11 protein-coding genes are annotated in these 19,889 nt (G+C 36.2%); all 11 read right to left on the bottom strand.

Going from position 1 to position 19,889, the window contains the following annotated elements; translation table 11 throughout:
• Positions 1-52: 52 nt before the first annotated feature.
• A complete protein-coding gene (locus KO493_RS09490) occupies positions 53-1,528 on the bottom strand; it encodes an arylsulfatase (RefSeq protein WP_216067720.1) in 1,476 nt (491 codons plus the stop codon).
• Positions 1,529-1,557: 29 nt separating this feature from the next.
• Complete coding sequence (locus KO493_RS09485; RefSeq protein WP_216067719.1) at positions 1,558-3,417, bottom strand: alpha-L-fucosidase; 1,860 nt, start codon at positions 3,415-3,417, stop codon at positions 1,558-1,560.
• Between the two features lie 16 nt (positions 3,418-3,433).
• Entirely contained in the window at positions 3,434-4,480 is a 1,047-nt protein-coding gene (locus KO493_RS09480) for a glycoside hydrolase family protein (RefSeq protein ID WP_216067718.1), read from the bottom strand.
• Between the two features lie 284 nt (positions 4,481-4,764).
• Positions 4,765-6,372 carry a glycoside hydrolase family 172 protein gene (locus tag KO493_RS09475; protein ID WP_216067717.1) on the bottom strand — a complete coding sequence of 536 codons (1,608 nt, stop codon included), beginning with the start codon at positions 6,370-6,372 and terminating at the stop codon, positions 4,765-4,767.
• A gap of 50 nt (positions 6,373-6,422) precedes the next feature.
• The gene (locus KO493_RS09470) at positions 6,423-8,210 is read right to left on the bottom strand and encodes an arylsulfatase (RefSeq protein ID WP_216067716.1); all 1,788 of its coding nucleotides are present in this window, start codon (positions 8,208-8,210) and stop codon (positions 6,423-6,425) included.
• Positions 8,211-8,435: 225 nt separating this feature from the next.
• On the bottom strand, positions 8,436-11,840 hold the full coding sequence (locus KO493_RS09465; RefSeq protein WP_216067715.1) for a T9SS type A sorting domain-containing protein: 3,405 nt from the start codon (positions 11,838-11,840) through the stop codon (positions 8,436-8,438).
• A gap of 37 nt (positions 11,841-11,877) precedes the next feature.
• Positions 11,878-15,252, bottom strand: a complete 3,375-nt coding sequence (locus KO493_RS09460; RefSeq protein WP_216067714.1) for a T9SS type A sorting domain-containing protein — start codon at positions 15,250-15,252, stop codon at positions 11,878-11,880.
• 258 nt (positions 15,253-15,510) lie between these two features.
• On the bottom strand, positions 15,511-15,675 hold the full coding sequence (locus tag KO493_RS16040; RefSeq protein WP_354667430.1) for a T9SS type A sorting domain-containing protein: 165 nt from the start codon (positions 15,673-15,675) through the stop codon (positions 15,511-15,513).
• A gap of 213 nt (positions 15,676-15,888) precedes the next feature.
• Positions 15,889-16,668 (bottom strand): DUF4998 domain-containing protein, encoded by a 780-nt coding sequence (locus KO493_RS09450; RefSeq protein WP_216067712.1) that lies wholly within the window; start codon positions 16,666-16,668, stop codon positions 15,889-15,891.
• Positions 16,669-16,685: 17 nt separating this feature from the next.
• Positions 16,686-17,918, bottom strand: a complete 1,233-nt coding sequence (locus tag KO493_RS09445) for a DUF5000 domain-containing lipoprotein (RefSeq protein WP_216067711.1) — start codon at positions 17,916-17,918, stop codon at positions 16,686-16,688.
• Between the two features lie 30 nt (positions 17,919-17,948).
• Positions 17,949-19,880, bottom strand: coding sequence for a RagB/SusD family nutrient uptake outer membrane protein (locus KO493_RS09440; RefSeq protein WP_216067710.1), 1,932 nt, complete (start codon positions 19,878-19,880; stop codon positions 17,949-17,951).
• Between the last annotated feature and the right edge of the window lie 9 nt (positions 19,881-19,889).

Here is a 19,889-nt window from a genome sequence, read left to right as displayed (position 1 = left end):
TATAGGGTTTTGTTTTTATATGGTGTGTAAAAGCACTAAACGTTCGGTTTTCTTATTCCGTTTTTTCTGGTGCCCATTCTGGAATACCCGATGCCTTTAACTGCTTGTAATAACGTTTGGCTAGCGGCTGATCTTTTGGTTCAACTTTTGGTAAACCTTCATTCACCATTAATGGCTTAACACCTTCCCACCAAGCATCATAGGCTGTTCTTAACTGTGCAATAACCTCAGGATGCTGGGCAGATACATCACGCTTTTCCGATGGATCGTTAGGGATATTAAACAATTGATTATTATTATCGAAACGCCATACTTCAGTTCGAATAGCCGCTTTTTGGAATTTTGCTTCTTCGCGTTTCCCTGCTGCCCATCGACCGCAGTGCACAAACAATTCTCTATCCTCCCATTTGGCTTTAGGATTTTCCAAAAGTGGTACTAAAGAACGTCCACTTAAATCTTGCATCTTTTTAGGTAATTTTACGCCTGCCATTTCACAAAAAGTTTGATACATATCAATATGCGATGTTAAAGCATTAATATCAACCCCTGTTCCTAATTTCCCTTTCCAATACCAAAATGCAGGTACATGTGTTCCACCTTCAAAAGGCGAGTTTTTACTTCCTCTTAAATTAGCATTAAAATGTGTTATTTTTTCACCATTTAAAGATCCTTTTAAGTGTGTTGCGCCATTGTCGGTCATAAAAATAACAAGTGTATTATCCAAAGCTCCCCAAGCTTCTAGCTTTTTCATCATCTCACCAAAATTATCGTCAATATTCTCGATCATACCATAGCGCCCTGCGGTACCCTTATCATAACCTAAATCTAAAAAGCGCTTTTTGTATTTTTCTGGAGCTACTAATGGGGCATGTGGTGCATTTAAAGCGACATAGGCGAAATATGGTTGCTCAGAGTCTTCTTGTTTTTTGATCCAAGCTTCTGCAGCATCAAAAAACACATCGGTACAAAAACCTTTTGTTTGTACGATTTTATCATTATGAAGCAAGATATTATCAAAATATAAATTCTCTTCATTAGGAGGGAAATCACCATATCGGGTTTGACCTATTCCCCCAGCACCATGCATAAGTACCTCATCGAAACCACGACTGGTTGGTAAATATTCTTCTTCATCACCTAAGTGCCACTTACCAAAGAGCCCTGTTTTATAACCTGCCGATTGCAAAGCTTGGGGCATCGTAAAAACATCTAAAGCCATACGTTCGCGTTGCAGGATCGTGTGCGTTACACCGACTTCAAAAGGGCGGCGACCACTCATTAAAGCGGCACGAGTTGGCGCACATGTTGGACTTACCTGAAAATCTGTAAAACGCATAGAATCATTATAAAAAGCATCAATATGTGGTGTTTTTAAAACTTTGTTTCCCATACAGGCCAAATCGCCCATCCCTTGGTCGTCTGTCATGACCAATATAATATTAGGACGTGAATTTTTTAATGATTTCGATTGTGCCAAACCATTAAAACAGCAGACACTTAGCAGTACTAAAGTGATTATTTTTTTCATTATTTTCATATTAAGCATTTTTTATTCTTTTAATTTTTAACGGGTATAAGTTCTAAGCCTTTAAATTTATAACTTCCTTTTGTAGCTTTTGAAGCCGGTACTTTTGGGTAAACCGTGAATTTATGAACGCCAGGCTCATCAATCGTAATATGACCTTCCTGTTCCTTCTTAGTTAATTTTCCTATCGTACCTTTTGCATTAAGCATTAAAGTGTCTTTAGAATTACTCAAGTTATAAATAAGGCCATCATTTCCAGAATCCTCACTAATCACTTTAAAGCTTCCTGGTTGTTTCACGTTTACTGTCCATATCAACCCTTGTTTTGTGTTTTCACCCCAACGGTGTGTTACTTTTTTATCATAATCATAGCTTATGCGTCTTATAGAAAATTCACATTTCGAAACTGGTAAATGTATACTTCCATCTGTTTTTTGCTGAATGGTTTCATCGATAACTTTAGCTTGCTCATCTTCAATTTCTAATACCACCACAGTTACTCGCGGTTGTACTAAATCATTAGGCACTGTAACACTAAGATGTGCTTTTTCTTGATTAAAGACCAAAGCTTGTTTTGAGGTATCAGCTAAAATATAGGCCTTAGTTACTTTCGATAAAAGCCCATCTAACGCTACCTGATTCTTATCAAAATCTTGAACATGTAAATATACTTTACCTGGTTTACTTGTAATAGCATACGGTGGGAATTTTAGCGGACTAGGATCGGCGCCATAAATGGCTTCACCATTCACTTTTAGCCAATCTCCAATCGCGGTTAGACTATTTACCTGCGTTTCTGGAATAGTTCCATCAGGTCGCGGACCTACATTTAAAAGGTAAACGCCTCCATTTCCTATAATTCTACAAAGGCTATAAATGAAATCTGAGTAATCTTCAGAGCGGTCTAATTCTGCACCACGTTTGGTGTAGCCCCAACCATTTTTTGTAACCGACTCATGGGTTTGCCATGGCACTTTTAAATCGGATAACCATGTGGCCTTGCTCACACTAGGCGTCGTACCATTATCAATCGATACATCAAAATGCCCGTAACCATTTCCTAGTCGTGCATTCACCAAGGCGCCCGGTTGATTTTCCTTAACGGCATCCATCATCATTTGGCTTTGCTCATCTGTAATTTGGAAGGGTGTATCGAACCAAACCATGAAAATATCGCCATATTCTGAAGTTAACTCTTTAATTTGCATCACAGCTTTTTCTCTGAAATAAGCATCAAATTCGGCTTCAGGCTTGATCACACTGCCAAAATCCCAATCGTTGCCTGCCCCGCCTTTTTCATGCCAATCTTGATCTTGAGAATAGTAAAAACCCAATTTCATGCCTCGTTTTTTACATTCTTCGGCTAATTCCCTTAAAATATCACGATTAAAACCTGAGAAATCAAACAGGTTATAAGGATGCTTAGATTTATACATGGCGAAACCATCATGATGTTTTGCTGTAAGAACAATAAATTTCATACCTGCATTTTCAGCAATATCAACCCACTCTTTAGCATTGAATTTTTCTGGTTTAAATTTTCCAGCGGCTTCTTTTTCATACTCGGCAACGGGTATAAAACTACGTCTCATGATCCACTCGGCAGCCCCTGGTTCTCCCTGCCATTCTCCTCCAAGTTGGGCATAGGGTCCAAAATGAACAAATAATCCAAATTTATCATGGTACAATGCCTTCATATTCTCCCTAATTTCAGGGGTATAATCAGACATTTTAGTTTTTCCGAAATCAACATCTCCTACGGTTTCAGTAACATAGTCAATTGCTGCATTATCGGTTGCTATGCTGGTTTCGTTTTTACAGCCTATACACAACACTCCAAGTGCGCTAGCCACCATTAATCCCCGCTTAAAACCCTTTATATTTTTATTCATATTTTTATTATTTTTATTAGTTATTCCAACCTTCAATCTTTAAAAAATATCCCGCTGTAGGATCTTTATCATGGCAAGCTAAAAAAAGATATTCCGGCTTACCATCTTTCCATAATATACTTGGTCGTTCACTACGCGCTAATGCTCTATTAAAGTAATGTGTATTGGTGTTGTACCCTATTTCTGGTCTCCCCCAATTTATCCCGTCCTTAGACTTATAAATTAAACCAGGTCTGTTGCCTCCCATTTTTAATTTATTAATCGGTGTTGGGTTTCCTTCAAGCAATCCTTTAATATCCATACGATCTTCAACAATCATATAATACATGCCTTTATAATAAAACGCATAAGGGTCTTCAATATCACGGCCTTGATCGGCATAACTTATTAAAGGATTGGCTTCGTAGTTTTGATAAGGACCTTCAATGGCATCACTCATGGCTAGAGACATTTCTCTAAATTGTTTAGGCTTTTGTTTATCTGTAACCGATTTGTAATATATTCTGTATTTACCATCTTCATCAACTAAAAACGTAGGATTTGAAGCGTGAATGATATTAGCGCCATCCATTTTTCCTGAAGCTTTAATAATAGGATTGTACGGACTTTCAACCCACGGTTCATCTAATGATTTTGTTGTAGCAATGCCTATTTGTTGCGCAATTCGAGGTGTTCCCTTTTCTTTTACAAGGTAAACTAGTACATAAGTATCTCCTACTTTTGAAACTTGCGGATTATGATAACTTGCTGTATTTCTAGAAAATGTGGTATCTACAAAAGTATAAGGTCCCTCCGGGCGATCTGCTGTAAAATGCACAATTTTACTATCTGTAACCCAACGTCCTTTATAAGGGATAGTCGACATAAATACATGCAACTTTCCTTTTTTATCGTAAATAGGTGCCATACCCCAATTCCACCAGCCATCTTCAGCTTCAAGAATAAATTTCCCTGGAACCAATGATTTTGAAAAAGACGATTCTTTAATGGTCTTATCGCCCTTTGCCGCTATAAACAGCAGAGTAACTAAGCATATACAAATGAGTTTTACGTATGGTTTCATATGTTTAAATATTTATCGATTAAAGCTTACAATTACTCTGTAAACCTAGATTCACTAATTCAACTTTAAAGTATTGGCTTACTATTCTATCACCGCATCTAGTAGATCATTTTTTCCAGCATTTTCGTTTTCCTTAATATCGGTATGTCTCAACTCACGTGTTGTGTACCAATGATATTTACCTTTAGCTTTAGGATCTTACCTTATGGATTTATCGTATGCTTATCATCATGTTTGCAGGTTATTTTAATAAACACCTAACATACCTTTCACAATTACCTTAACTAAAAATTAGTCATTACTCCCTCTGGATCTGGCGTTCTATTTGACTTGGTTGTCGCATCACCATACCAATACACCCCAACACCATAAGACATCTCACAGTCTGTACCGCTCCAAACTTCCATATCTAACTGAAGTGAACTTTCAAATGGCATACCATCTAAAGCCCGGGTTCGTGTTTCAGTACTATAACCTTTTGTATTTCGTTCTCCAATTTTAGTTTTTCTGTTTAACTTATTGTACTTGTGGCTACGAGGTTGCGCATGAAACGGGTGCTCATAAAAATCGGTGCTCATACCACCCCACGAATACCCATAATAATCCTCTGTTCCTGTTCCAAAAATAGATGGAAAATCTTCTCCATCTACCCAGATTCTTTCATCACCTTCTCCCCACCATTTTTCAACAGGATTCATGATAGTGAGTGCATCTCCAACATAAACTCCACGGCCTTTTATAGTGACATAATTCCAATCTGAAAAAGGACGTGTTGGCACCGGATTTTGGCCCCGCCATGCCGCATTAAAATACATACTATTTTCATCCCACTTCCAATCGCCTACACGCGCTTCTAAATTAAAATGCACGGGTTGATCTCCTAGATTAAGTATCGATATTTTTGCCGATTCTTGGTAGGGCATGACCCAACGACTAGACATGGTGCCATCTTCTGCTACGGTACGATACCAGCCTTGAAAAGGGTGTAAACCAATTCCTGAGCCAAAAAAATCGCCAATTGGGCACCAAACTGTTTGCTGCCCATCAAATTCCATTTTAAGAACTACAGAACGCGTAACTGTCGTGTCTGTATAACTGTCTAGTTTTAACGAAAGGTTTTGAATTGATGAAGTACCTTGAGGTAATACAACAGCCGTTTCCCTTCCTGCTTCCAAGGTTTCATTTAGTTTTACGAGGTCGCCTTCTGTTTTATTTTTTGGGGATTGTAAGGTTTCACAAACCTGTTTAATTTGATCTTCTGCCTTATAAAAATCTTCAATAGTGAATGTTTTTATAGCCGTTCCTTCATCATATTCTCTGTAAGTAAACTGATAAAAAAACGGACGTTCGGTGACAGTTACCTTACAACTTTTCGCATAAGGTATTGGAAAAAATGACACTGCCGAACGCAACGATTTATGTGCTAAAGGAAAAGGAAAAAGCCCTGTTCCATTTAAAAGATTAAGCATATTCCCTTCTAAAGTAGGCGATGTGGCTCCATCCAAATAAATTTTAATGATACTGTTCGTCTCAGGTCTTTTTGTACTTCGAAATGGCATCCAGGTACGAACAATTGCTCCCGCTCCTTCATGATCCATCAAAACCCATTCTTTTACGCCTTCATTTTCTTCAATTCGTATAAAATTATGATGGTCATCTTTGGTGTTAAAATCCTTATTAGTAAACCAACCTATCGTATCTTTCGGACTTGTAGAAGCCCTATTATAGCTACTCTCCTGTTTTAATCGAAAATCGTTTTTTGGAAAACGTGCTATTGCTTCACGATCAATCATTTCATTTAAAAGTGATTCAATGGTTATGGGCTTTTTCGGGGTTTCTTTAGAAGCACATGATGTTAAAACTGTAAATGCCGTTAAAAATAAACTGAGCATTAAAAAAAGTTTTGAACGTTTTGGTATCATTTTATTATTCATAAATATTATTATAATTTCTCTATATAGACATAATAGGCAGGATGCACACGCCCGTCTTTATCGACTAATTGCGCTTCCATATCGTACTTTCCTGCAGGTATGTTGCCTTTAAAAGTCACCTCAGCTTGCCCTGGTTTAATTTTTAACTCCTTCTCAATATTCGCCACATACAAATAGGCATTATCAAAATCGGCTTTCTCACTACCTACAAGAACTTTATGCATTTCTACCCTTTTTTCTTGCCCTGGAAAAGTGGCATTTATAGCCAAACCGCTTTCTCTAGGGAATCGGCGCAATGAAATGGTATATTCACCATCTTCTACGAATTCTATTTTCCAACGCCCACTGGCCTGAACGCCTTTTGAAGCACCATCTTGGTGCCATGCCCCATTATGTTTTCCTGTAAACATATCGTGTGCTGATATTCGACTCGGATTCTCCTTAGGTGAACCTACTTTTATATAACCATACCTTTCGTTTGGCCCTTCAGACCTAATAGATTGCCACCACACTTCATAACCTTCAGATAATCGCTGGGCCACTTCTGGGTTTTTATCAAACACATTATTTGTTTGCCCTAGATCTGTTGTGATATTGTACAATTCATTGCCATTAACCAAGCGCCAGTTATCATCCATAACCGTATAGGTTCTGTATTTTAAAAGATTTTGTTTACGTTGGGTATCCATATACAGTATGCGGTTTTCCCATTGCGGATTGGCTTCATTAAGCAGGGGTTTTAAACTTTTCCCGTCTAATGATTTTTCTGGATTAAAATCTAATCCGAATAAATCTACAAAAGTGGGAAGCAAATCGTAATGTGCCACTAGGGCATCAATATCTTTACCACCCGTAAGTTTTCCGTTGGGCCAACGAATAAAAAGTGGCACACGATGCCCGCCGTCATACACACTTCCTTTTCCACCTTTTAAACCTGCGTTGTAAACTTGACGCCCCCACGCAGAACCATTATCGGTAGTAAAAATTAAAATGGTATTGTCGGTTAGATTTAAATCGTCTAATTTCTTTTGAAGCAATTTAAAATTGTCATCAATATTAGTGATCATCCCATAAAAACGCTGCGCATTTTCATTTATAGCATCGATTCCCTTATAAATATCAAAATATTCTTGAGGCAGATTAAGTGGAGCATGAGGGGCGTTCGTAGATATGTAACAGAAAAAAGGATTATCCTTATTAGCTTCGATAAAATGCATCGCTTCAGAAAAGAAAACATCGGTACAGTAACCTTTGTAGGCTTCTGTTTTTCCGTTATGCCAAAACGTATCATCAAAATAATCATTCCACCAGAAATCTGGCCCTTGCGTAATACCCCCACCTCCATGGCGAACGACTTCATGAAAACCTCGATCTTCAGGACGAAACGGGTAATTATCTCCCAAATGCCATTTTCCAAACATGCCATTTGTGTAACCATTTTGAGCTAATACCTGCGGAAGGATCACTTCATCTTCAAAAAGTAACGAACGCCCCGTTATGGTATGAAACACATTAACACGATTGGAATGTCTTCCAGACATTAAGGCCCCACGACTAGGCGCACATGTTGTTGACACGTGGTAATTAGTGAATCGTACCGCATTTTGGTAAAACTTATCAAGTGTTGGAGTTTTAATATATGGGTTCCCCATACAAGACAAATCGCCCATACCTTGATCGTCGGTGATGACAATAACAACGTTGGGTTTATTTTTTTTAAATGATTCACCTTGTGCCATTATTCCATTATTAAAATGAAACAATAGTAAGATGCAAAACCAAATTTTTCTTTTCATCACTAACGTTTTAATATTTGTTCAGTTTTCAAATTTTCTCTTTTAAATGAGCTTATTACATACAACAAACGCATCTTAAAGTATACACTAGGCAATTAACACTACGTACATCTTCTTATAATCCTTATAAATCCAAAGCCCATTTAATAGGATTAAATAGGCTTATAGTTTCATGAATTTAATGTATAGATTAAAAAAATCAGCTCAGTTAACCCAATAATAAGGCTAACGCTTTATTATTTTGCGAACAGCGATATCATCTCCATTAATCACTTTAACGAGATACATTCCCGAAACTAAGCTTTGCACATTTATTGCATGATTATTAATTAATACATCTTCTTGATGTTGTAAAACACCTAATAAGTTGTAAATCTCTATTTTTGAACCTTGTTGATTTCTAATCTGAAAAGTTGTTGATACAGGATTAGGGTAAATATCTAAGCTTGTTGCTTCAGATAAATCGTCTGTTCCTAAAGTACCATCATCTAAACACGTATTTAAAGAAACACTGTGAATGGTTTTTCCTCCACCATCATCATCTTGTCCATAAACAACAACATGATATTTTTTTGTAAGATCAAAGCCTCCGGAAATGACACCTGAAGCTTCTTCTATACCGGCAATGGAATAACTCCACTCACCGTTTTCCCCTATTTTAAGAATCACTTCTGTAGGGACATTGCCATCAACAAATTGCACATTAGTTCCTGAAACATCTAGGTTAGTTACTGTGCTTTCATTTGTAAAATTAAGTCCTTGAAAAGTAGCGCCTAAACTTAAAGTTAAATTTACTCCAAAACTATACACGCTTGTATCATTACCAAATGGATTTAGAGTCACATTACCTGCTCCCGATTGATAATTCTCCATATCTGTATCTGCGCTTATTAGTCCGAATGACAAGTTATGAGCACCACTTTGAGTTAGAATACCTGTATCATAATTTACTTTTAGCTCAAAACCATCATCTGATTGAAATGATTCGTTAGAATAAAGTATTGCTCTACGCCAAAATTGCCTATTACCACTATTAAAAGTGTACATTGTTGAACCTTGACCATCATCTGAATAATCCCAAACTGATCCAACAATAGAGTTCATACTCATATTAGGAAATTGAGGCTCTACAACATTTATAGCCACTGTGGTATAGGTCGTATTAGTACCATCGCTTAACGCCAATTCTATTTCATATAAACCAAGACATTCTGGAGTCCCGCCTAAATTCCAAACATTTGGAGATAATGCTTCTATTGTTACCCATGTTGCATCACCTACGATCTCAACAGTAAGGTTGTCTCCATCGAAATCTTCAAAAACTAATCCGCGATTTAACCTGTAATCTAATTCTTCAAATTTAAAAATATCGATTGCTATTAAATCTGAGATCCACACTGGCGTACCATCACCTGGGTCTGTCAAGGCGCTATTAACTTTATTAACTTGTAATTCAACAGCACGAACACCGCTAAAATTATTAGCATCAACGGCTTCTAGTTCAAAATTATGCAAAGTCTCTGAAGACTCATCAGGTATACCACTCAAAATCCAATGACCAGGATTTGCAGAATCTTCTGTAATCGTTAACCACGATGGTGCATTTGAAATAGGCAATATGGCACTAATATCATCCCCTTCTGGATCCCAAAAATCTACTTCCTCTATAAGCTTATGGTAGTATGATTGCCCAATATATGCAGGTGGCAATACTGTATATGCTTTTGCCCAGTTTGGATTGTTTGGGTATTGATGCGCCGCTAAATAGTCATCTATGGCTTTTAATTGTTCCCATGCCCAGTCTCTGTACATGATATTATCTCCTTCTACAGCATTAAATGAACCTGACCAAACCATAGAACCTCCGGCGTTAAGTGCTTCTGAAGTCCACTGTATTAAATCATCTGTTTCCCAAGCGGGGTTTGGTCCAGTTCCCCATGCTGTTGTGGATAATTTAGAATGAAAATTACCTACAATTTTATCATCCCAAGTCCAAGCACCACCTTCATGTACATAACCATTGGTATCCATCATACGAAGAATATGGTTGTAATTTCTATCAAATGCACCATTTGCCTTATTACCATGATCTGTATTTCCGCCGTAGGCATGTCCAAAGGTATAATCTTCAAACCTTACGGCTGGAGCAAAAGGAAAACTATTAAAATTCACAGAACCTCGACCAATATTGTAACAAACGGCAAGGTCTGGATTTCCTGCTCGTGCTGCATTCGAAAAAGCTTGATAAATTCTTTGTTCTTCTATCAGTCCACTTGTAGCATTATCACCTCCAATTGAGGCTACTGTTGATGCTGCATCAAACTGATAAGAGCTCATGTGTTTGTTATATCTAATTGAAAAGTCCTTTATAACAAATTCTGCATAACAAAACATATACTTCCTCTCTGGAAATGTAGCTGTTGCATCTTCATACTGCTGGGTCGTTCTATTCCAAATTCCTGTATGATAAGGTTGACTATTAATAAATGCTTGTGCTTCAGGATCGTTATCACACCATGCTTTCCAACGACTTACTATCTCGTCATAGTCTGCCCCACTAACCCCCATCATATTTTTACAATTGGTATACCCTAAAACCTTATAACCTTTAGCTTTAATTGCCATAATATCATCAAGGTAAAAGTTGTTATCTGGTGTATCAGAATTAAAATCCCCCCAAGGCGGTGTAATTAAATCAATTGGGGCGGCATTTCCATCTGCGCCTTCTAGGGCTAATTTTTCAAGTAACTTATGTTGAACATAATGAAGTGGAGATTGTGTAGCTCCAGAATTATATCCAGTTGGGCCCGATAAATCCACAGTTCTAAGCACTTTGTCTGGGTCTGAAACATACGATACATTCGCAGACCAATTACCACGCTTATCAGCAGCACGTTCTCCTGGTGCATATTGTTTCTCTAATTTTATTGATTGAATTGACTTTCCAAGCCCATTATCATCTTGACCATACACAACTACATGATAGCTTTTACTTAAATCAATACCTTCGGCTAAAGCTCCTGATGCTTCATAAACATCATTAATGTAATAAGACCAAAAACCACCTTCACCAATCTCAATAAAAACCTTAGTTGTTTCTCCTGCACCAAATTGTGTTCTAGTTCCTGATTGATCTAATGTAATACGTTGGGTAGCATTAGTAAAATTGAGTCCTCTGGCTGTTGCATCTCCATCTGTGGTCAAATTAACTCCAACACTGTAAACCGACGTATCCGTTTTAAATGGGTTAAAACCTGAATAGTTAGATAAATCTGTTTCATCACTAATTAGTCCGAAGGAAAAATTATGTGATTCATCATCACCTATAGCACCTGAAGTATATTCTATGGTTAATTTAAAACCATCCGCAGATTGATATGCATTTTGCGAGTAAAGTAACGCTCTTTGCGTTGCGGCAGCTCCATTATTATCATATACAAAATCCCCATTCCCACTTTGAGTCCAAGTTGCACTCCCTTCTATAGCATTAATTATATGCGCATCTGTATCGGTGTAAAACACCTGAGCTTGCGTCAAGTTATGGATTAAAGCCATAAATAAAAAGGCGCCTAATTTTGATGTATAAGCCCAATGCCATGTCTTAGTTTTGATCCTGTTAATTATTTTCATTATTATAAAAGTTTAGCTCAGTTTATCAATAATAAGGTTAACGCTTTATTATTTTACGCACGGCGGTATCATCTCCATTAATCACCTTAACGAGATACATTCCTGAAACTAAGCTTTGCGCATTTATAGTATGATTATTACTTAATACAACTTCTTGATGTTGTAAAACACCTAATAAATTGTAGATCTCTATTTTTGAACCTTGTTGATTTCTAATCTGAAAAGTTGTTGATACAGGATTAGGGTAAATATCTAAGCTTGTTGCTTCAGATAAATCGTCTGTTCCTAAAGTACCATCATCTAAACATGTATTTAAAGAAACACTGTGAATGGTTTTTCCTCCGCCATTATCATCTTGTCCGAAAATAACAACGTGATAGCTTTTTGTTAAATCAAAACCTCCGGAAATAACACCTGAAGCCTCCTCTATACCAGCAATGGAATAACTCCACTCACCATTTTTACCAATCTTAATAGCCACTTCTGTAGGGACATTAGCATCTACAAATTGCACATTCGTTCCAGAAACATCTAGATTACCAACTGCAGTTCCATCTGTAAAGTTCAGACCCTGAAAACCAGCACCTAGATTTAAAGTTAAATTCACGCCAAGGCTATAAACACTTGTATCATTAGCAAAAGGATTTAAACCAGTATACCCTACTGGATCTAAACCTTGATAATTCGCTAAATCTGTATCTGCACTAACAAGGCCGAATGAAAAATTATGGGCACCGCTATTAGTTAAAATTCCTGTATCATAATTTACTTTTAACTCAAAACCTTCATCAGATTGAAAAGCATCAGTAGAATACAATACTGCTCTACGGTAATATTGTCTAGGGCTACTAAAATTATAAGTTTCATTACCTAGACCATCATCTTCAAGATTCCAAGATGCTCCTTGAATGGTATTCATTTCCATTCCTAGAAATTGAGGGGCTACCACATTAATGGCCACCGTAGTCTCTATTTTATTTATACCATCGCTTAATTCTAATACTATTTCATTCAATCCAGAACATTCAGTAACCCCATCTAAATTCCAAACATTTGGAGCCGTTTCTTGTAATGTTACCCAAGAGGCACCACTCAATATACTAATAGTAAGTGCATCTCCATCAAAATCTTCAAACTCTACACCACGTGTTAAAGTGTATGCTAATTGCTCGAATTTAGGCAGCTCAACATCTATTACATCTGATACCCAAACTGGCGTACCATCACCTGGGTCTGTCAAAGAAGTATTTGCTTTATTTACTTGTAATTCAACAGATCTCACGCCGCTTTCACTATTAGCATCTGTAGCTTGTAATTCAAATTGATGTAAAGTTTCTGAAGCTTCATCCGGTACACCACTCAATATCCAATGTCCAGGATTTGAAGCGTCTTCTGTAATAGTTAACCATGATGGTGCATTTGTAATTGGTAATACGGCACTAATAGCGTCACCTTCTGGATCCCAAAAATCTTCACCTTCAATTAAGGTATGCTGATAAGCCTGTCCAATATAAGCTGGAGGTAAAAGTGTATAAGCACGAGACCAATTTGGTGGCCCTGGATTTTCATTAGCCATAAGGTAATTATCCAACCCTTCTAGTAGTACATAAACCCAATCATAAATTGAAGTTTCTGCTCGGTTAAAAGACCCACCCCAGGTCATGGATCCACCTGCTTGAACGGCCTCTAAGTTCCATTGGTTAAAATCGTCTTGTTCCCAAGCTTGTGTAGCGCCATATTTCCAGGCTGTTGTTGATAATTTAGAATGAAAATTACCAACAATTTTATCATCCCAAGTCCAATTTCCACCATCATGCACATACCCATTGGTTAGTGTCATGCGCGTTACATGTTTATAGTTACTATTAAATTGGTTTCCTGTTACTTTTTCGGCATGATTGTTATTCCCACCAAAAGCGTGTCCGAAGGTGAAATCTTCAAACCTAACAGCATGAGCAAAAGGGTAAGAATCATAATTTACGGTACTTCTACTATTATTAAAAGCAATTGGAATATCTGGGTTTCCTGCATGTACAGCATTCGCATAAGCTTGATATATTCTTTGTTCTTCTATTACCCCACTTGTTGCATTATCGCCCATTTGCTCCATGGTGCCTCCGTCATCAAAAATCCAAGAATCAAAATGTTCACCATAGCGCAGGGCATAATCTTTTAGAAAGAACTCTGCGTAACAAAACATATACTTTCTCAATGGATAAGTAGCTGTAGCATCTTCGTATTGCTGAGTCGTACTATTCCATATACCCGTATGGTAAGGTTGACTGTTAATAAATGCTTGTACTTCTGGGTCGTTATCGCAATATGCCATCCAACTATCCACGAAAGGCTGAAGGTAATCTGCATTTGGACCAACAAAATTTTCAGAATTTGTATAGGCCTTCACATTAAACCCAGCCTCTTTAATTTTCATAATATCTTCAATCAGATTATCGTGATCTGGAGAATCTGAATTTAAATCTCCCCAAGCAGGTGCTACGGCATCTCCGCCAGCTAGCATATCAAATAATTTATGCGGCACTTTATGTTCCGCCGATAAAACAGCTCCGTTTGTAAAGCTCACACCTAAACGGTCTAAAGTTTTAAGGTTTTTTATCCTGTCATCCAATAAACTCACATGAATTTCTGAATTCCAAGTTCCTCTAATATGAGTAGCTCGTTCTCCAGCAGCATATCTTTTTTCTAATTGAATGGACTGAATAGACTTTTCACCACCATTATCGTCTTGACCATAAACAACGACATGAAAATTCTTACTCAAATCAAAACCTTCTAACAGGACTCCAGAATTTTCATAAACATCATTAATGCGATAAGACCAATAACCACCTATTCCTATTTCAAACGTTACTTTAGTCGTTTTTCCTGCATCAAATTGCGCTCTGGATCCCGATTGATCTAAAGTGATACGGTTTGAAGCGTTAGTAAAATTCATACCTCTTGCTGTGGCATCACCATCGGTTGTCAAATTAACCCCAACACTGTAAACAGACGTTTCTGTTTTAAACGGATTAAATGCTGAATACGTTGATAAATCTGTTTCATCACTAATTAATCCGAAGGAAAAATTATTTGACTCATCATCTTCTATAGACCCTGAAGTATATTCTATAGTTAATTTAAAACCATCCTCTGATTGATAGGCGTTTTGTGAGTACAGCATCGCTCTTTGAGATGCAACAACTCCATTGTTATCATATAGAAAATCTCCGTTTCCACTTTGAGTCCAAGTGGCACTACCTTCTATAGAATTAATCAAGTGCGCATCAGTGTCATTGTAAAACACCTGAGCTTGCGCCAAATTATGAAGTAAAACCATAAACAAAAAAATTCCTGTTTTTGATATAAAAACCCAATCTTTTTTAATGGTAATGAATGTAATTTTTTTTTTCATGAACTTAGTCTTTTAAGATTTAGTGTTAGCTTGGTTATTTACAAATATGCATTTACTAACAAACAATATATTTACTCTTATCCTGCTTTTTCTACAACACCATAACATTCTGTTATTGAACAATATAAACCATAATATTTATACAAAATGAGTATATCATGCTCAAATCAACCTTTTAGAATTTAGAAAAGCAACTTAAAAAACCCATGAATCTAAAAGGCTACATTATTATTGATTAGCGAAGTATTTAAGATTTTATTAACGATTAGAAAATATTATCATCAAATAACCACTCGGACTTAATGTATAATAGAATTGAATTATTTTTTTTGAAAAATTCTGAGTAAGCATGTTACCGTTGTTTTCTTTTACTCTTAAAATGTAAACACCAGAAGATAAAGAAGACACATTTATACTAGATATGTTATTATAAGTAGCTAGCTATTTTCCAGTCATTACTTAATTATATTTTGTTTTACTAAAAAATATTAAGACTAGAAACCCACAACACAACTTACTAATAATCAAACTGTTTTGAATTTATTGTTTTCTTTTTTGACAAAAAAACTGACTACCTCCATAATTTTCAGAAATAGCCAGTTATTTTAATTTCATTATAAAATCTAATAAAGATTATTAAATAGGAAATGTTCCTACTGTTGCATCTGTTATAAAAACATCTGGCGTTAGTGAAAGTTGATATATATCAAGTGGCGGTTGATTCTCATCAAATGCCTTATAGCTTGATGTATAGCTATAATCACTTCCTAATAGAAAATCATCAATAATAATCTCATCTACTGTGCTATCAAAAACAATGGTTTGATCCACGCCACTAGAATCTGTATACGTAAACGTTGTCTCTAAAAGCAAAGGTTCTTTTATTATATATACAACCTCACCATTAACAATAGTTTGTTCTTTATTTGAAATCCAATTAATTGTTAACTCTGTTTGAGAATTTACGGTAATGGCATCTATTTCTCTATTCAATAAAGAAGCTCGATAATTTTCACCTAAAACATCTACATAAACTTCTACATCCAATGATTTAACACCATTTACATCTTCCATATAAACAATTAAATTCTCTATTCCTTCTTCTGCTTCATATTCTACTGGTATCAATTCTGGCTTAAAAACAGTGCGATCTATTTCAAAAACATACTGAACCTCGCCATCAATTGAAGTAACAACTCCTCTTTTTAACTTTGGATCTGCACTAATTTCAACAACCATAACTACCTTTTCATCTCCAGCTAATACTGTTGGTTCTCCAACAGAAACACTAACTACTTTATCCGGCACATATTGATCAAACGTTTCATATAAATCTGTACTACATGAAAAGAAAGAAGTTACTAATACTGCAAATAATGCAGTATTAGTAAATGATTTTATATTTTTTGTTATCATAATTTTTAAATATTTTTTTAATTAATGATTTCCCCAAAGAACTCCATTTCAGCTATTTTTATAAGAGTATTACCATCCCAACTTTGTCTATTAACAAAACGAATATATCTAACAGGTGGTGCGTTGGCATCTATAAGTACGTCGAACCCTCGTTCTGCTGCTTCAATATCTTCTTGAGTAGGGTCTACACCATAGGGTGTTCCCGATGGTTTTATTGTTTCTCTTTTGTCTGCAATTTTTACCCATCCATCTAAACTACCGTCTGCATTTAATTGATTGGCACCCCAAATATCAAAAACTTTAGGGGTATCTTTATCAAATGCAGCTGTATGCATAAGAATTCTACTCAATTTTATTTCAGTTCCTATATCCAACGTAAAATATTGTGCATTTAGGCCTTCATACCCTGGAAGCTCTCCGTCTGGATCAATCCAACTTGATGCAGCTGAAAGAAAAGCTTGTCGAACATTAGGTCTAGTATCTCCATTGTAAATGTTTTCTAATCCCCATCTAGCATTAAAAGCAGGTGTTTCGTGAGGTATCGTTAAACCTAATGCAGCTAGTGTTCTATAGTAAGTTTTATCTGCAGCCTCTTCAAAAAGCGGAGTAACTACAAATCTTTGAGTAGGATATATATTTCCGTATCTGTCCTTAACAACAATAGTAAAGGTCTTCTCAACAGGATCGAAACCTCTAATAGCAACTCCCCCTTCTAATGCTTCAGAATAGACAATATCTACAACATTTGGCTGACCAAATTCATCAAGAACTGAAATTTCTAAAGAAACATTGGTTTCATAAGGATTTTCCCAGCTAACATACATGCCTCCAAAATCAGGAAACACCTCTAAACTTTCTCCAACAAATTGTATTGGGGCTCTTAGGGGCCTAATAATAGTGGTAACTGGGGCTGATTTATTTTCACTTTGATCTACGGCATACAAATTGATTTCGTAATCTTTTTCTTCTCCAAAACCATGTACTTCTAAAGTGTTATTAAATAGAGACGCTCTAACCCTAGAAATCTCTGCATTATCTTGACGTATAAATTCAGCTTCAACATAAAGCAAATCTTCTTCTTGTGGCAAGCTATAAGTTAATTTTGCTCCTCCCGCAAAATTATCTACTATAATATTTTGTATTGATGACGGAGACACTCCATCATCAATAACTAACGGCCTAATTGTATCTTCTTCACAACTAAAAAAAGTTGCTACACATAACAATAAAATACTAAGTTTATTATTCATGATATTTATTTTTTTAAGTTAAAATTATAATTACCAACCAGGAGATTGAGTTAAATTAGGATTAGAGATTATATCTGCCTCTGAAATTGGCCAAAAATGATCTTTAAATGAAAACTTAGTTTGTCTAAGTGTTTGTATTTGATAATACGTTTCATTTGTTTCACCTTCTACATTCCAACCTTTAATATCCGAATTATTCAACATTCTTTGTGCTTTAAGCCAACGCCTTAAATCCCAAAAACGATGTCCCTCAAAGGTTAACTCTATTAAACGTTCTTGATGAATAATTTCTCTTAATCCATCTTTTGAGGTTGGTTTTGCTGGAATTTTAGAATGTGCTGCCCAAGAAGACACAACACCCTCAAGTCCAGCTCTTTCTCTTACAACATCTAAATTATCATAAACTTCTTGACTTGGCCCAAAAGCTTCATTAGAACATTCTGCAAGTAGTAAATACATATCTGCCAATCTTATTATTGGAAATGGATAAACTACCTTAGGAAAAGACCCTACAATTAGCTCATCATAAATCCCCGACATTTTTTTAGGTAAATATCCTGTTATAGAATAATTAAATGGACCATTTTTGCCTCCTAACTCCCCTGCTTTATTTTTAAATGTGTAAAGACTTTTGTCGTCAAACTGACCTTGGCCATATACTTTTCCGCCATCAAAAAATAAATCAGCATGAAATCTAGGTTCTCTATTAAAATGTAATTTGGCCGTAGTATACCCGGGCTCTATGTAATATTTATAATCATCACTCGCTGTGGTAGTAGAGTATCTATCAAAATAATCAAAACTCGTATCCTCTTCTATTGGCACGCCATTATCAGAATAAAACAATTCTGCTATACGTAGTGTAGGTGCCCAATTTGGACGTGCTCTAGCTAGGTCATTACCAGACAAACCAGGTTTTGCTATTCCATAACTATGAGCTTGAAATCCTGCATTACCATCTGCATTATCATAAAAAAGCCCCCAAATTAGCTCTGAGTTCCATGGTTCTGATACTGCTCCTCTTATACTCAATTTAGTTCTTGTAGAATCAGACACCTGTATACCTGTATTAGTAACTCCACTAGATTTGTATAAAGAATGCCCTCCGGCTAGCGATAAATTGACTGCTTCTCTACAAGCCTCAGCGGCTAATTCCCACTTACCATGGTCAAAGGTTTGGTTTATATAAGGTTCACCATCGCTATTAACCCAATTGGCATATGCGGTATTACCATTCATTAACGGACTAGCAGACCATGCTAAAATTTTAGCTTTTATTGAAGCTGCTATAGGTTGTGTAACACGCCCTAATTCACTTGTAGTACTTGTTATAGCAGGAGGTAAATCTAGGATAGCTTCATCCAATAGAGATACAATATATGCTATGGTCTCATCTGCTTTATCACGCTCTACACGTACAACATCTACACCTGAACTAACATCTATATTCTCTTTAATAGTAGGAATTGCTCCATATTGACGTAATAACCAAAAATGGTAGTATGCTTTCAAAAACTTAGCTTCGGCAATCCATCTACTTCGTTCAAACTCAGTCATATCTCTAGGTTGATAAATATTTTCTAAAAAAATATTACAATCTCTTAATGCAATAAACAAATTTTGAATCCCGAAATTTTGATTAGTCCAATAATCAAATTTAGGACTGGCTACACTTTGAAGTCCAAGTGCTAAATCAAGTCCTGAAGTCTCAGTTACAACGCTAGGTATACTCCATAATTCATCTCCACCAAATATTGCTGGATTTGTCTCTATCTGTGCATGTGATGGCATGTAACCATATAACGTGTAAAAAAATTTTTCAGCATTTACACGACTATTAAAAGCGATATCTATAGTTGCTAAATTATCTGGCACTACATCTACATAAGAATCGCATGCAAACATAATCCCTATTAATAGAGATGCTATACCATATTTTATCTTTTTTATATTTTTTCTCATCTTACTATT

Source organism: Pseudotamlana agarivorans, assembly GCF_018860245.1.
Lineage (GTDB): Bacteria > Bacteroidota > Bacteroidia > Flavobacteriales > Flavobacteriaceae > Pseudotamlana > Pseudotamlana agarivorans_A.
The sequence above is the reverse complement of the archived record's forward strand: the minus strand, read 5'-3'. Positions and strand labels throughout refer to the sequence as shown.

What these genes read in the sequence shown, in the direction of transcription:
- KO493_RS09490 (WP_216067720.1), bottom strand. Translation starts at nt 1,528, where the DNA reads ATGAAAAAAATAATCACTTTAGTACTGCTAAGTGTCTGCTGTTTTAAT.
- KO493_RS09485 (WP_216067719.1), bottom strand. Translation starts at nt 3,417, where the DNA reads ATGAATAAAAATATAAAGGGTTTTAAGCGGGGATTAATGGTGGCTAGC.
- KO493_RS09480 (WP_216067718.1), bottom strand. Translation starts at nt 4,480, where the DNA reads ATGAAACCATACGTAAAACTCATTTGTATATGCTTAGTTACTCTGCTG.
- KO493_RS09475 (WP_216067717.1), bottom strand. Translation starts at nt 6,372, where the DNA reads ATGCTCAGTTTATTTTTAACGGCATTTACAGTTTTAACATCATGTGCT.
- KO493_RS09470 (WP_216067716.1), bottom strand. Translation starts at nt 8,210, where the DNA reads ATGAAAAGAAAAATTTGGTTTTGCATCTTACTATTGTTTCATTTTAAT.
- KO493_RS09465 (WP_216067715.1), bottom strand. Translation starts at nt 11,840, where the DNA reads ATGAAAATAATTAACAGGATCAAAACTAAGACATGGCATTGGGCTTAT.
- KO493_RS09460 (WP_216067714.1), bottom strand. Translation starts at nt 15,252, where the DNA reads ATGAAAAAAAAAATTACATTCATTACCATTAAAAAAGATTGGGTTTTT.
- KO493_RS09450 (WP_216067712.1), bottom strand. Translation starts at nt 16,668, where the DNA reads ATGATAACAAAAAATATAAAATCATTTACTAATACTGCATTATTTGCA.
- KO493_RS09445 (WP_216067711.1), bottom strand. Translation starts at nt 17,918, where the DNA reads ATGAATAATAAACTTAGTATTTTATTGTTATGTGTAGCAACTTTTTTT.
- KO493_RS09440 (WP_216067710.1), bottom strand. Translation starts at nt 19,880, where the DNA reads ATGAGAAAAAATATAAAAAAGATAAAATATGGTATAGCATCTCTATTA.